At 42.6% G+C, this 14185-nt stretch carries 18 protein-coding genes; 8 read left to right on the top strand and 10 right to left on the bottom strand.

The features are described from left to right. Positions 1-461 precede the first annotated feature (461 nt). The 5 genes from VQ048_RS07505 (at position 462) to VQ048_RS07525 (ending at position 2904) form a co-directional block, all read left to right on the top strand. On the top strand, positions 462-830 hold the full coding sequence (locus tag VQ048_RS07505) for a hypothetical protein (protein ID WP_327611080.1): 369 nt from the start codon (positions 462-464) through the stop codon (positions 828-830). After that, positions 830-1204, top strand: a complete 375-nt coding sequence (locus VQ048_RS07510) for a hypothetical protein (RefSeq protein ID WP_327611081.1) — start codon at positions 830-832, stop codon at positions 1202-1204. Before VQ048_RS07505 ends, VQ048_RS07510 begins: the two co-directional genes overlap by 1 nt. A 303-nt stretch (positions 1205-1507) precedes the next feature. Next, positions 1508-1879: a hypothetical protein gene (locus VQ048_RS07515; protein WP_327611082.1), complete on the top strand. Its 372-nt coding sequence runs from the start codon at positions 1508-1510 to the stop codon at positions 1877-1879. A 209-nt stretch (positions 1880-2088) separates the two neighbouring features. Next, positions 2089-2502, top strand: a complete 414-nt coding sequence (locus VQ048_RS07520; RefSeq protein ID WP_327611083.1) for a hypothetical protein — start codon at positions 2089-2091, stop codon at positions 2500-2502. A gap of 111 nt (positions 2503-2613) precedes the next feature. Continuing rightward, positions 2614-2904, top strand: coding sequence for a hypothetical protein (locus VQ048_RS07525; RefSeq protein ID WP_327611084.1), 291 nt, complete (start codon positions 2614-2616; stop codon positions 2902-2904). 145 nt (positions 2905-3049) lie between these two features. Here the strand turns inward: VQ048_RS07525 and VQ048_RS07530 are convergent, their stop codons facing one another. From VQ048_RS07530 to VQ048_RS07545, 4 genes are all read right to left on the bottom strand, one after another. After that, positions 3050-3298, bottom strand: coding sequence for a DUF6952 family protein (locus VQ048_RS07530; protein WP_327611085.1), 249 nt, complete (start codon positions 3296-3298; stop codon positions 3050-3052). Between the two features lie 64 nt (positions 3299-3362). After that, a complete protein-coding gene (locus tag VQ048_RS07535) occupies positions 3363-3671 on the bottom strand; it encodes a thioredoxin family protein (protein ID WP_327611086.1) in 309 nt (102 codons plus the stop codon). A 91-nt stretch (positions 3672-3762) separates the two neighbouring features. After that, the gene (locus VQ048_RS07540) at positions 3763-4395 is read right to left on the bottom strand and encodes a peroxiredoxin (protein ID WP_327611087.1); all 633 of its coding nucleotides are present in this window, start codon (positions 4393-4395) and stop codon (positions 3763-3765) included. Between the two features lie 146 nt (positions 4396-4541). Continuing rightward, positions 4542-5741 carry a pyridoxal phosphate-dependent aminotransferase gene (locus tag VQ048_RS07545; RefSeq protein ID WP_327611088.1) on the bottom strand — a complete coding sequence of 400 codons (1200 nt, stop codon included), beginning with the start codon at positions 5739-5741 and terminating at the stop codon, positions 4542-4544. A gap of 110 nt (positions 5742-5851) precedes the next feature. Here VQ048_RS07545 and VQ048_RS07550 point away from each other — a divergent pair, with 110 nt between their 5' ends. Continuing rightward, a complete protein-coding gene (locus VQ048_RS07550; RefSeq protein ID WP_327611089.1) occupies positions 5852-6886 on the top strand; it encodes a threonine aldolase family protein in 1035 nt (344 codons plus the stop codon). Positions 6887-6903: 17 nt separating this feature from the next. Here VQ048_RS07550 and tamL read toward each other — a convergent pair whose 3' ends face one another. Continuing rightward, complete coding sequence (gene tamL / locus VQ048_RS07555) at positions 6904-9474, bottom strand: translocation and assembly module lipoprotein TamL (RefSeq protein WP_327611090.1); 2571 nt, start codon at positions 9472-9474, stop codon at positions 6904-6906. On the opposite strand from tamL, the gene VQ048_RS07560 reads away from it, so the two are divergent. Continuing rightward, on the top strand, positions 9460-10194 hold the full coding sequence (locus VQ048_RS07560) for a TrmH family RNA methyltransferase (protein ID WP_327611091.1): 735 nt from the start codon (positions 9460-9462) through the stop codon (positions 10192-10194). The genes tamL and VQ048_RS07560 overlap by 15 nt on opposite strands. A 48-nt stretch (positions 10195-10242) precedes the next feature. On the opposite strand, the gene VQ048_RS07565 is transcribed toward VQ048_RS07560, so the two are convergent. The 5 genes from VQ048_RS07565 to porQ form a co-directional block, all read right to left on the bottom strand. Beyond that, positions 10243-10728: a phosphoribosyl-ATP pyrophosphatase gene (locus VQ048_RS07565; protein WP_327611092.1), complete on the bottom strand. Its 486-nt coding sequence runs from the start codon at positions 10726-10728 to the stop codon at positions 10243-10245. A 13-nt stretch (positions 10729-10741) separates the two neighbouring features. Then, positions 10742-11050 carry a phage holin family protein gene (locus VQ048_RS07570; RefSeq protein WP_327611093.1) on the bottom strand — a complete coding sequence of 103 codons (309 nt, stop codon included), beginning with the start codon at positions 11048-11050 and terminating at the stop codon, positions 10742-10744. A gap of 93 nt (positions 11051-11143) precedes the next feature. Beyond that, entirely contained in the window at positions 11144-11521 is a 378-nt protein-coding gene (locus VQ048_RS07575; RefSeq protein WP_327611094.1) for a YtxH domain-containing protein, read from the bottom strand. Positions 11522-11644: 123 nt separating this feature from the next. Continuing rightward, positions 11645-12337 (bottom strand): (d)CMP kinase, encoded by a 693-nt coding sequence (cmk, locus tag VQ048_RS07580; RefSeq protein WP_327611205.1) that lies wholly within the window; start codon positions 12335-12337, stop codon positions 11645-11647. Between the two features lie 9 nt (positions 12338-12346). Continuing rightward, positions 12347-13348: a type IX secretion system protein PorQ gene (porQ, locus tag VQ048_RS07585; RefSeq protein WP_327611095.1), complete on the bottom strand. Its 1002-nt coding sequence runs from the start codon at positions 13346-13348 to the stop codon at positions 12347-12349. Positions 13349-13465: 117 nt separating this feature from the next. Between porQ and pyrH the strand changes: the two genes are divergently transcribed. Then, positions 13466-14170 (top strand): UMP kinase, encoded by a 705-nt coding sequence (pyrH, locus tag VQ048_RS07590; protein ID WP_327611096.1) that lies wholly within the window; start codon positions 13466-13468, stop codon positions 14168-14170. Positions 14171-14185: the final 15 nt, after the last annotated feature.

A 14185-nucleotide genomic window follows, 5' to 3' on the forward strand; every position in this document is an offset into this window, starting at 1 on the left:
GTATTTTTACGGATGTCTTTTACGAATTTTTCGGAACTTTTCTTTTTAGGTGTTTCCATAATTAAATGTAATTCTTTTTTTGAAAACACTCCTTAACTATTATACTATATATTGTCTACTTTTTGCTGACGATTTACAGTGTTGTAACTCCAGCTTACACAATACTTCAATTATATAAAAAAATTCTTTTAGCGGCATTTGTAGGCATTGTTACTGGGGCTATCGCAATTTTAGGCATAGCATGTTATACATATTTAACAACAGAATTTAAAGAAATAGGCTGAAAGTCTGACTGACTACGAAGATTATGCTTTTTATTGTTGATATGAATATGGAAAACCACTACGAGGAAAAAATAAATATAAATGAATTCTCGGTTATAGTTTTATACCATTATTAATATTTATGATTTTCTATTTTTTCAACCTCACATTTAATGATTTTAAATATTAAGTTATATAATGAACAAAAAAGCAGTCATTTTTCTTTTATTGATGGTATTTCTACCTATAATATGCTTATTCCTGTATTTTTGGATTCCTTCAATTATGGATGGTAGGAGTAGGCGAGAAATTTATCTGGATGATAATAGACAAATTAATTATAGTTTTAAAATTGATACTATTTTCCGAGATCACAGAAACCATAATGTATTGACTTTAAAAGGAATTTATGATTCTGATATTGAAACATCTCCTCCTGAATGGGAGAATAATATATTTAAAATTGGCGATTCCATTGTAAAAGATAAAGGATCATTAAAAATTTATATTTACAGAAATAGTAAACTGGATACTATTTTAGATTATAATGATATTAGCATTAGGTAATGAGCAAAACAGCAAAAATTATATTAGTAATAGCCTTGCTTCCTCCATTTATATTTATGGGCTATTATTTTTTTAGTGGCGTTTTTAGTAATAAAACCTCTAAACAGATATACTTGGATGGAAAAAAAGAACTATCATACGGATTTAAAATAGATACCATTTATAGGGATAGAAGAGGGCATAACGCTTTAACATTAGCAAATAATGAAAGAGATATATCCATTACATCAGCTGTTGAATGGGAAAATGGTATCTTTAGAGTGGGGGACTCCATCACCAAGCAAAAGGATTCATTAAAAATTTACTTATATAGAAATAAAAAATTAGATACGGTATTAGATTACAGCAATATCTACATACGAGAAGATTTATAGGGCTGGTCGTGTATCGGAGTTAGCGAGGCTTACCCTCGATCTACTGTGTTGACCTTGCGGAAAAAATCATTACTTTCACCGATATTTATGATAATTAGGTAATACGTTTATAGACCTTAACAAGGATGGTCATAAGAAAACTAACCTGCAACTTACACCCAATACGATTAAAAATCTAAATAAAACTCAACGATGATGTTTATAAGATTCCTATTGTTAATTACTCTATGCCTTATCGGTTGTCAATGTACAAAAAAAAGTAGCTTTGCAACTGAAGTTTCTGAACGAATAGACTCTTTGTGTATGTACAAAGCGTTTCAGTCGAAAGAATTATTTATCATACAACATGAAGAAAAACAAAATAAAAATTATATTAGAATATCAACTTCTGAATATTTTGATAAAGATTCTACCTGCTTAATATTGGAACATAAAAATAAGTTAATAGTATATTATTACACTCCTTTCTCTCCTGCAAAAAAAGATAGCGTAAAAATGAACTCTTATCTGTCCAAATATGAAAATAGGATGTATCGAGATAATACAATATCTATTTTCCGTCCCAATTATATTATTTTTGAATTAACCAATGAAGGAAAACTTAAAAATATACCAAAAGATAAATACAGAAACCTATTCCTGTATGGGAGTACCAAACAAATACAAGAATTATAGGTCGTGTATCAGAGTTGGTTGTGTACCAGAGTTAGCGATGTAGATTATTTAGAATATTGTGATCTAGAGAAGAGGTTTAAAATATTGATATGGGCTATAAAAAGCTAGGAGCATCGGGGTTAGGACAGACAGTTATTGAAGTTCAGTCAGAAATAATGTCCCAGGGTATTTCAAAGGGATTGCAAGAAAAGTATAAAAAATAAAAGAGTATGAGAGAGAAATATAGTAAGTATTTTCTATTAGTATTGTTGGTTGGTTTGTTGTTGATGTTTATGTATGGATACTTTATATCTAAACCAGATTTAGAAAAAAATGGAGTTTGGGTTGTGGCTTATCCCTATGCTACGGAAGGAGGGGGGAAAGGAGGAAGTGTCTATATAAAATTTAAGTATTATTATAAGGGTAGAGAGTATTCCAATAAAGAAAATGGTTTTAATGGGAGAATAGATAAGATTCTTGAAAATAAATATTTACTCAAAATTTCATCTAAAACGCCTTCATTATGCTTGTTTACAGATGAATATTTGATTACGGATGAGCAAATAAAATCGGCACCGCCTGAAGGCTGGAGCGAATTACCGGAATGGGCGAAGGCTCAAATGAAGGGTCGTAAGTCGGAGTAAGGAACTTAGAATGGGGAGGCTGCTCAGTAATTTGTAATTTTGGGTAGGTCTTACTGAAACATAGGGGAAACGGGGGGGGAGGGCTACAGAAGGGAAGCAAAAGCATAAAGGATGATAAAAACATTTTTCAAATCGTCGTATTTTTCGATTGTGATTATATTGATGATGCTGATATCAAGTCAGTTTGATTATATTTTTGATGGGTTTAATTTCTTTTTTAGAGAAATAGCACACATTTGTTTTAATCTCTTTTTGATTTTTTTAATGGTTGGCTATAAAGATTATGTGGGGGTTGGCAAGGGAGGGATAAGGGCGAAAGTTGGGATTTATACGGGGATTGTATGGTTTTCTTTGGTTACGGTTTGGTCTTGTTTTAATTTGCTAATGGAATTGTTGATTTGACCGATGGGATGAGGGCTGAGTGGGAAGGCGGGCAGCGGAAATTAGGATGTTGCGGCTCCGAAAAAGAAAAAACTTAGGATTTGAGGGGGTGTCCTGTGGGGCACTCCGTAAAATCCTAAGTTGAGGCTCTTATAGAAGAGAAAGATTATTTGTCGATTGACCCTAAAACTTTTTGGGCAAAGCCGTTTAGGGCGTCTTTTTCGCTCATGCCGCTTTTGACGTTGGCGTGAACTTCCATGGCACCTAGCATGTTGGTAATGAGTTCGCCTACTACGTTTAAGTCTTCGTCGGAAGCGCCACGGAATTCACAGAAGGCTTCCAAAACTTCTACGGCTTTTTCTAGGTTTTCAGGGGATTGATTTTGATAGAATTGTCGGATAATCGGTAGTTTCATTTTGTTTGATTTTTTTTAGATAAAGCCTTTCTTACCTAAATAAGAAAGGCTGTTTTATTGAGGATTAGCCTAATTCGTTAAATAAGGCGATCAGGCTTTCGGCTTGGTTGGTTTGCACCTGATTCACCAACGTTCCGTTTTTAAAGATGGCAAAGGTGGGCAGGTTGTCCACTTTGGCAAGTTTACGGCTTTCGGGTAATTTTTCGGCATCCACGTAGTAGAAGGGGATGCTTTCGTTTTCGGAAGCCAATTTTTTGAATTTGGGTTTCATAATTCGGCAGTTGCCGCACCATGCTGCGCCGTATTGTACCACGACTTTTTCGTCTTGGGCTACTAATTCTTGCAGTTTGTCTTCGGATAATTCAATGTACATAATACTTTAATATGATTTGTGTTTTTAAAAAACTAGTCCTCTCCGAAAGGAAGAGAACTAGCCGTTTTCTTTCGTTTTTTTTTGGTTCGGATTAGTGGTTGGAAAGGTATTCTGCTACTCCTTTTCTGTCAGCATTCATAGCGTCTTTACCTTCTTCCCAGTTAGCCGGGCATACTTCGCCGTGCTTTTGAACGTGGGTGTAGGCATCGATCAAACGAAGATACTCTTTCACGTTTCTTCCCAAAGGCATATCGTTTACCGACTCGTGGAAGATTTTTCCGTTTTCGTCGATAAGGTAAGTGGCACGGTAAGTTACGTTGGAACCGGTAAATGTTTCGTTGCCTTCTTCATCGTATTCAAAATCTTGGTCTACGATGCCTAGAACGTTGGCCAGTTGTCTGTGTGTGTCGGCAAGAATTGGGTATGTTACTCCTTCGATACCTCCGTTGTCTTTTGGTGTGTTTAGCCAAGCGAAGTGCACTTCGTTTGTGTCGCAAGAAGCACCGATGACTTTGGTGTTTCTTTTTTCAAACTCTGCCAAAGCCTCTTGGAAAGCGTGAAGTTCCGTAGGGCATACGAAGGTGAAATCTTTAGGGTACCAAAACAAAAGCACTTTTTGTTGGTTTTTGGTAGCTTCCTCAAAGATGTTGATTCTTAGGTTGTCTCCCATTTCAGACATGGCATCAACCGTTAGGTTGGGGAATGGTCTTCCTACTAATGACATAATAGTTTATTTTTTTTAGTTGTTTTCTTTAGGACAAAGATATTGAAGTTTTATCTATTAAAAAATTAATTTTAATTAATATAATCAATCACTTTGATAGGGGACTTTTGATTTTGTAAATCATCCGAAAGGCTTTTTTGTTTTTTTTATTGGATGAGGGCTTGGGTTAGGCAGGCTTTGATCCGTTTCATGGCTTCGGTCAGTTCGGCTTCGGAAGCGGCATAGGAGAATCTTAGGCATTCAGGATTTCCGAACGAGACGCCGCCAACCGAGCCTACGTGGGCATTTTCTAACAGGAACATGGCAAAGTCGTTTGCGTCGTTTATTGGGGTGCAGTTTATTTTCTTTCCTAAATAGAACGAAATGTCGGGATAGAAATAAAAGGCGGATTTCGGGAGCCTAACCTTGAATCCTGGGATGCTACTCATCAGGTCGTAGACCAAATCTCTCCGTTTGCGGAATTCGTCAATCATGTAGCGGTATTCCGACGGGTCGGTTTTTAGGGCGGTAATGGCGGCGCGTTGTGCTACGGTGTTGGCTCCGCTGGTCATTTGCCCTTGGATTTTGTCGCAGGCTTTGGCGAGCCATTCGGGGCAGGCGGAGTAACCGATGCGCCATCCGGTCATGGCGTAGCCTTTGGAAAGGCCGTTGATGATGGCCACTTGCTCGTAGATTTCGGGAAAGGAAGCGATGGAAGCGTGCGGTCCGTCGTAGTTGATGTATTCGTATATTTCGTCGGAGATTACTGTTAGGTGAGGGTTTTCGGCAATAACTTCGGCGAGTTGCTTTAGTTCCTCGTGGGTGTAGTAACTTCCTGAGGGGTTGCAGGGCGAGCTGTAGAGCAGGACTTTGGTTTTCGGGGTGATGGCTTTCCTAAGTTGGTCGGCGGTCATTTTAAAGTCCGTGGCGTAGTCGGTGGGGATAAAGACGGGCTGGCCTCCGGTTAGTTTCACCATTTCCTCGTAGCTTACCCAGTAGGGGACGGGAAGAAGAACTTCGTCTCCGTCATTGACCAGAGCAGACAAAACGTTGATGATGGCTTGCTTGGCCCCGTTGGAAATACAGATTTGTGTGGGTTTATAATCGAGGCGGTTGTCTCTTTTCAGTTTGTTGGCAACTGCTTCTCGGAGTTCTAAGAATCCCGGAACAGGGGAGTAATGACTGTAGTTTTCGTTGATGGCGTCAAAGGCGGCTTGTTTGATGTTTTCAGGAACGTCGAAGTCGGGTTCGCCCAAGGTCAGGCTGATGACGTCAATGCCTTGTGCTTTCATCTCGCGCACCTTATTGCTCATAACGAAGGTTTGGGAGTAGCTCAGGCGGTTGAGTCGGTCGGATAATTTATTCATGTTTTTTTTCTGTTCAAAATCGACACAAATATAAGGACAAATCATCTCTTGGAATCATTCGATTTCATTAATTTTACTTTTCCGAATAGACGGGTTTAATTAAGAGATTTATGAAATATTCTTTCAAAAACGATTACGCTGAGGGGGCGCATCCTCGGCTGTTGGAGCGACTTTTTCAGGAAAATTTTCTCCAGCAGGAAGGGTACGGTAGGGATGCTTTTTCCATAAATGCAGAGGCTCTTCTTCGCGAAGCGGTGGGGAATCCTACGGTTCAAGTGCATTTTGTTTCGGGGGGAACGCAGGCGAATTTGGTGGTGCTTTCGGCTTCTCTTCGTCCTCATGAGGCGGTGATTTCGCCTTCGGTGGGGCATATTGCTAATAACGAAACGGGGGCGATAGAAGCCACGGGGCATAAAATTATCAGTGTGGAGACCAATCGGGGGATTCTTGAACCAGAGCAGGTGGATCGGGTTTTGAGGGCGCATGCCAATGTGCCGCATCAGGTGAAGCCTAAGATGGTTTATATCTCCAATGCGACCGAATTGGGGACGATTTATACCAAGTCGGAACTTGAGGCTTTGTCGGCGTTTTGCAAATCGAAAAACTTGTATCTCTATATGGACGGGGCACGGTTGGGTCATGCGCTTACGGCTGAAAATAATGATCTTACGCTGGAGGATATTGCCGGTTTAACCGATGCTTTTTATTTGGGCGGAACCAAAAACGGGGCGTTGTTTGGGGAGGCTATTGTGCTTGTTTGTAAGGCGTTGCAGGAAGATTTTGGTTTTCATGTCAAACAGAAAGGCGCATTGTTGGCCAAGGGCAGGGTGCTTGGGATTCAGTTTGAAGAGCTTTTGAAGGACGGGCTTTATTTTGATTTGGCTCGCCATGCCAACCGTCAGGCGATGAAAATCAAAGCGGCTTTTCAACAAAAGGGGATTGGCTTTTTGGAGGAAACGTTCACCAATCAAATTTTTCCCTTACTGGAAAACCATAGGATTGAAGCCCTCTCCAAAAATTATGATTTTTACGTTTGGAAAGCGATTGATGCCGACCGTTCGGCCATTCGTCTCATTACGTCTTGGGCGACTACGGAAGCCATGACCGACCGTTTGGTGGAGACGATTCTCAGTCCCGGTTTTTAAAAACGAGGGAGAGAGGGTTAGAATGGATAACCGAAAGCGAAATTGAGGGTCGGTTTCAGCGGGTGCCATTGGCTGATGACCCAGCGCTGGCCGGAAGGCTGGTTAGGGTCGTGTACTTTCCATGCGGCGTCCAGTCTTAGGGTGATGTAGGCGACATTGACGCGGAGGCCTAAACCTGCGCCGACTCCCATTTGAGACAGGAATCGGTTGAATTTGAACTGGTCTCCCATCCCGTGGTCTCTGAGGTTCCAAATGTTACCTGCATCGACGAAAGCGGCTCCTTCAAACATGGTGTTGAAAGGCATGCGGTATTCCAGATTTGTGGTTAGTTTTACGTTCCCCATCATGTAGGCTCGTATTCTTTGATCCAGTTGTGAATCGGCAGGGCCCAATCCGCCAAACACCCGCCATGCACGGATATCGTTGGAGCCTCCGTTGAAGTAGGAACGGATGAAGGGCATGGTACTGGAGTTGCCGTAGGGAATTCCCACGCCGATGAATTGCCGAAAAACCAGCGTGTGTTTTCCATCAAAAAACTGGAGGTATTTTCGGACGTCGGCATCCATTTTTACGAATTGCGAATAAGGAATACCGAAAAGGGTTCTTTGGGTGTTGGTGGTGGCCAGTCCTTCTTGTTTCAGAGTTCGGGTAAAGAGGCTTAGGACGTTGCCTGCGGCTTCGATACGTCCGTTGAAATAGAACGGATTTAGGCGGTCTTTTCTTCCGATTTCGTTGTAGGTGAAATTGTAAATAACAGAGGAGACGATTGCGTCTTGGGTTTGGCGGTCTTTGTTGAATAGGGTTTGGACGAACGTATTGAAGAGATTGAGCGAGTTGCCCGAAAGCCCGTTTTGGTACGCTTGGTCGTTCATAATTATGGAAGAAACTTGGTCGGAAGAGACGGCTCCGTCTAAAAACTGCTGGTAAAGCGCCGGGGAATATTGTCGGAACATTTCGTTTCTTATTTCGCCTTCTCTTGGGAAGAATTCATAATAGCGGTCCTTGTTTTTGGTAAGGCTGAGCTGGGTGTTGAAAATGGACAAACGGTGGCTGACGACGTCGTTTACGTTGGCGTTGTAATTGAGTCCTGTATTGAAGGTGGTTCGTCCCAAACCGATATTGTTTTGGATGTTGATTCCCAGGTTGATGTTAGAAGTTGGCGAGTACCGTTTGGGGATTAGTTTGTAGGATTTGAATGGCAGAAGGAGTCTGGGGAAACTCAGATTTCCTTGGGCGGAAAGCTCGTAAGCGAGTATCCTTTTGTCGATGTTTTTGGTGTTGACGACGCTACCGAAAGTTCCGGATAAACTTGTGGTAAGGTTTTCGGCGCCGCGGAAGATGTTGCGGCTGGTCAGGTCCACGGAGGGAGAAAGCCCGAGATTGAGGATTTGCGAATAGTTTAAGTCGGTTGCTATTCTCAATTCGTATTTGGGGAGAGGGGCAAGGAAGTAAGACACGTCGACGATGCTGTCGCTGCCCTTTCGGAAGTCTTCCTGATAGTTGATGAGGTTAAAATTGTTCATCGCCGAAATGTTTCTTTTCGAGAGATCTAAATTTCGTTGCCGGTAGATTTCTCCTGGAGAAAGAATGATGGGACGCCAGAGAGCACCTGTTTTGTACTGGTGATCCAGTTTATGGAAGGTGATTCCCCGAAGAGAATCTTTTTCGGTTTCCAAAGAGTCGGAAAGTTTTTCGAGGACGTAAACGTTGATGGCGCCAATGGTCGCCCTTTTGAATCGCCCTTGGGCGGAATCTTTTTTGATTTCCAAAATCAGGGGGACGTTTTTTCTGCTGTTGAGGGTGTCGGCGGTAAAATAAACCTCTTCGTTATTTGCGTTGAAACGGTAATAGCCGTGCCCTCGCATCTGTTGGTTGATTCTTGCCACTTCTTTTTCGAGTTTGGTTTGGTCCAATACATCGCCGCTCAGAATATGGCTTTTCCGATAATCTTCTTCGTAGAGGCGTTTGATTTCGGGGTCGGGGATGTCGTAATAGTAGTCTGAGATGAGGGTTGGGGTGTTTTCGTGAACGGTGTAATGAACGGTTGCTTTTTTACTGGCGGAATCGGTTAAGGCTTGGTGTGTTACTTCGGCATCCCAAAAACCACGGTATACCAGTCTTTTCCGTATGTTGTCGGCGCTGGTTTTCGATCGGCTTTGGTCCAGTATGACGGGCGGTTCGCCAATGGTATGGAAAAATCGGGAGAGAAAGAGGTTTTTACCGAGATCTTCCTTCATGTTGTATTTAAGGAAAAGGGAATCTCGGAGTTTTTGGTTTCTGATTTCGGAGGGATAGGTCATGTACTCCGAAAGCAGGGTGTCGTATTTCGGATTGGCCATATTGTAGAGGCCTAAACGCAGAGGGAAGAGGAAGAGAAATTTTCGGTTGGGTTTTTGGTTTACGTAATTGGGGAGTTCGTCTTTGTGGCTTTTTCCGTTTTCGAAATCGAAGACGTTTCGGGTGAGAAGAAACTCGCCTTCGGGTACTTTTTGGGTGGTGCTGCAGGCGTAGAGGAATACGGTAAGAGTTGCAACAGAAAAAAATATGTGATACTTTTGGAAATATTTCTTGAAATGATTACCGCTCATAAAGTAAAAATTATACAGTCTTTAGATAAAAAGAAGTTCAGGCAAAAATACAACTTGTTTTTAGTTGAAGGGAACAAAATCATACGCGAATTATATTCTTCTAACTACAAAGTGGCCGAAATATTTTCCACCGATTGCACACATGAGGATCTTTCGGGGTTTTCGGCTTCGCTTTTGGAGTCGGTTTCGGCTTCGGAATTGAAGAAAATTAGTTTTTTGCAGCATCCTAAGGATTCTTTGGCGGTGTGTGAATTGCCTGCGTCTTTGCCTCCGAAAGATTGTGCTTTCAATTTGGTGCTGGACGGGATTCAGGATCCGGGGAATTTGGGGACGCTTATTCGCCTGGCGGATTGGTTCGGTATTGAGCAGGTGGTTTGCAGCGAAGATACGGTGGATGTTTACAACCCGAAAGTCATACAGGCCAGTATGGGGTCGTTTACTCGGGTTAATGTGGCTTATTGCCATTTGGAAACTTTCCTCAAAGATTCGCCTAATCGAGCGGTAGGTACAGACATGCAGGGGGATAATATCTACCACTACGAGTTTCCTCGAAACTTAAATTTAGTGATGGGCAATGAAGGGAATGGAATCAGACCCGGTACGGAAGCGTGTTTGGACGATGTGGTGTCGATTCCTCGTTTTGGGGCTCACCGCTCTACCGAGAGTCTTAATGTTTCGGTGGCGGCGGCCATTATTTTGGGGCAGTGTTTTTCAAAATAAAACACGGCTTAACACAAAGTTAAACCGTGTGGCTTTTTTTTTGTTTTTTTAAATCAACTTTTTGATGCTGGAGAGGCTCTTTTGCGTTTGATAGCTTTCGAGACGGCTTCGCAGTACCCTTAGGGCTACGGGCAGAAAATAGACTAATGCCAAGCCGAGGGCTTTTTTCTTCCAACTTGAACTTTTCAAATTCTTTTTTGCAATATTGCTTACGAGGGCGGCGCTGCCTAATTTCAGGGTGGTTTCGAGGATGCCGCCGGAAAGCCCGGAATGGTCAAACGAAACAATGCTTTTCTTGTTTCTGCCGCTCAGGACGTTGCCTAATCCCTTAACGATGGAGCCGGTTTTTAGCGCAAGCTGATTGGAACCGTCTTCGGAAGTTTTCTCGGATAGAAATTGGTCGGTGAACCCATTGGTTAGCAGGCTGAGGCTCTCTTTTTTGTTTTCAAAGGTCAGGAGGGATTCCATTTCGGCAACCTCTTTTTGAAGTTGAGCTTTTCTGTTTCGTAAATCTTTTAAGGTATTTTGTTTCATTTTTCCAGGCTTTTTATCCGTTTAGGGCTTTTACAATCAGATTGGCAACCATGCTTTTTACCGAGCGTTTCAGCATCAGAAGCAAAAGCGTTAGTAGAAAGTAGAATCCGGCCACAATAAGTACGCCGTAGCCGTAGTTGCCCAAAAGCGAGCCGATCCACAATCCCAAGCCAATGTTTAGTAGGATTACAAAGAAAACCAAAACGAAGGCCAAAATAAGTAGGAAAGCCAGCGCACCGACTCCCATAGCGGATTTTTCGGTGGCTTCTAATTTTAGTAATTCTAATCTTTTGGAAAGGTAGTCTTTTGTAAGGTTTAGCATTGGTTTTTGTTTTTGGTCGTGAAGGGTTCTATTAAAAAAGGGAAACCTCAGTAATTATCAGTTTCCCTTTTATAGTAAAGTCGTACAGGGGATTTATTTTAGTCCGTCCAATTCGGTTTCGATGTCTTTGGAAACCTCGGCTACGGTGTCAGCCGCTTTGTTTTTATACTTGTCGTATCCTTCTTTCACGGACGATGCCACTCTGTCGGCAGTGTCTTTTACTTGGGAAGAAAGTTGGTCGTAGTGGCCTTTTACTTTTTCGGATACTTGTTGGTATTGGTCTTTTACTTTTTCTGCGGTTTTTTCGTATTCGTCCTTGGCTTTGTCGGCAAGTTCATCCGCTTTGCATTTGATTTTTTTTCGGGTTTCTTTGCCTTCTTCCGGAGCATAAAGCATTCCTAGAACAACGCCGGCAGCAGCACCGGCCAACAAGCCTGCCAATACGGCAGCGGTATTTCCTTTTCTTGACATTTCTTATCTTTTTTTAATGATTAATACTGTATTTTATTGTTCAGTAAAATTACAATAAAAATGCCAATTGCGGTTGACTTTACTCCTAAAATAGTGTTAAAATGGAAATTTTGATAGTTTTCCTTACAATTGTACAACCTCCGGTGGGGTAAGGTAGGACAGTAGGAGTTCTATTGTTTCTTCTTTTGAGAGCAAACTGTTGTCGATCAGGATGGCGTCGTCGGCTTGTTTTAGCGGGGCTATTTCTCTCTGACTGTCAATGCGGTCGCGCTCGATGAGATTTTTTTTCACTGTTTCGGCGTCGATGGATTCTCCCATGGTCAACAGTTCAAGATGGCGTCTTTTGGTTCGCTCTTCCACACTGGCGGTAAGGAAAAATTTGTAGTCGGCATTAGGCAGAACGACGGTACCGATATCTCTTCCGTCCATAACGACTCCGTGGTGTTTGGCCATGCGGCGTTGGGTGTCCAAAAGGAAATGGCGTACTTCGGGCTGTTTTGCAATGAAGCTAACATGATCGGCAATTTCGGATTTTCGGATTTCTTGGGAGATGTCTTGGCCATTGAGGGTGAGACGAAGGGTTTGGTTTTGCTCCGAAAATTCAAGCGATAGGTTCTCCAATTCTTTAAAGAGTTGATTCAGGTCAATAGAGCCGTCATTTTTTTTACAGTTTTTCAAGGCGTAATAGGTAACGCCGCGGTAAAGTGCGCCGGTGTCGATGTGGATGAGTCCCAGCCGCTGAGCGATAATTTTAGAAATCGAGCTTTTTCCTGTGGAGGAATAGCCGTCGATGGCGATAACGGGTTGTTTTTTCATCATGATTTTTTATCTTCTGTATCCGCTTAGTTCTGTTAGGTCCATGGTGAGTCCAATCATATTAACGTTTGATGCGCTATGGTAGCGTACGTGGGCATAATCGAAACGAAAGGAAGCTATTTTGATGCCGAATCCAGCCGAAAGACCTGCGAAACTGCGTTGGTCTACTATGGCGAGCTCTGTTCCTCTTTTGACGTTGTATCCCAAACGAAGGTTAAAGGATTCTTCTGGGAAGAGTTCGGCTCCGATGGAAAAATGATCCATGAGTTTTCTTCCAAACTTTGTTTTCTGTCCGGTGTTATCGTATTCGGAAGAGATGTTAAAGCGTTGGAGGTTGTGTGCGGTTACGGAAATCGCTAACGGAATATGCTCCAAAATTTTGGTATAGCCTAGGTCAATCCTGAAAGGAAGTTTTTCCCTCTCGCCATTGTAGGTTTTTATCTGGTAGCCGAAATTGCGAACCACCAAAGCGACGGTTTCTTTCTGTTTTTGAACGTGGTAGGTCAGAGCACCGGTGCCGGTAATGGCTGCGGAAGTGTAGTGGTCGATTCTGGAACTTACCACTCCTATGTTTCCACCAATGGTCCAATCGTCCTCAAATTGATAAGCGTAACCGATGCCGAGGGAAGCGTCCATGGCAGAAAATTCGCCGTTAACTTCGGCAAAGGCGTCGGTTCGGGGCATGCTGCCGTAATCCATGTAACGGGCATGGGCTGCTATGAGGTGGCCGTTTCCGAGATCTTTGGCGTAGCTGATGGTGCCGTATTTCGTGTCGGCAAGAAACGCAGCATAATTTACGGAGAGTCGGTTTTCCATGGCCTGATGCAGCAGGGAGGGGTTAACCATTGCAAAGTTTACGTCATGATCCCTTACGGTGATCGCATCGCCTCCCAAGGCCGCTTGTCTAGCAGATACGGGCAGGTTGAGGAACGGGTAGACGTTGGCTCCGTTTTGGGCTAAGCAAAACGAGCCTATTCCTACGGACAATATGGCAATGGTCTTTCGAATCATAACTGGCCTGCAAAAATAACTTATTTGGATGGGGTAAAAAAACGCAAAGGCGTTTATTTCTGTAAACGAGTTTATTCACATTTCATTATATTTGCATAACCAAAATTAAATGTAAAAATGAAATATAAAAGAATCCTTCTGAAGCTCAGCGGCGAGGCCCTGATGGGAAATCAGCAATACGGTATTGATAACCAGCGTTTGCAGGAGTATGCCAAGGAAATAAAAAAAGTGGTGGACGAAGGATGCCAGGTGGCGATAGTCATCGGGGGAGGAAATATCTTTCGTGGTCTTACGGGGGCTGCTAACGGGATGGATCGTGTGCAGGGGGATTATATGGGAATGTTAGCCACTGTGATCAACGGTATGGCACTGCAGGGGGCTTTGGAAAACATGGGAGTGTACACCCGTTTGCAAAGCGCCATTGAGATGGATAAAGTCGCGGAACCTTTTATCAAAAGACGGGCTACGCGCCATCTTGAAAAAGGGCGAGTGGTGATTTTCGGCGCGGGAACGGGGAATCCTTACTTTACGACTGATACGGCAGCGACGCTTCGTGCCATTGAAATTGGAGCGGATGTGATCCTTAAGGGAACGCGTGTGGATGGTATTTACGATAGCGATCCCGAGAAAAATGCCGGTGCGGTAAAATTCAATTCGCTTTCATTCGATGAGGTTTTTGAAAAGAATTTGAAAGTGATGGACATGACGGCTTTTACGCTGAGTCATGAAAATAAACTGCCTATCATTGTGTTCGATATGAATAAAGAAGGTAATCTTTTGAAAATCGTTCAAGGGGAGCAGGTGGGAACGTTGGTTAACTAAAGATTTCTCGAAATA

Origin of the sequence: Bergeyella anatis (genome assembly GCF_036016955.1) — a bacterium.
GTDB lineage: Bacteria > Bacteroidota > Bacteroidia > Flavobacteriales > Weeksellaceae > JAYWXI01.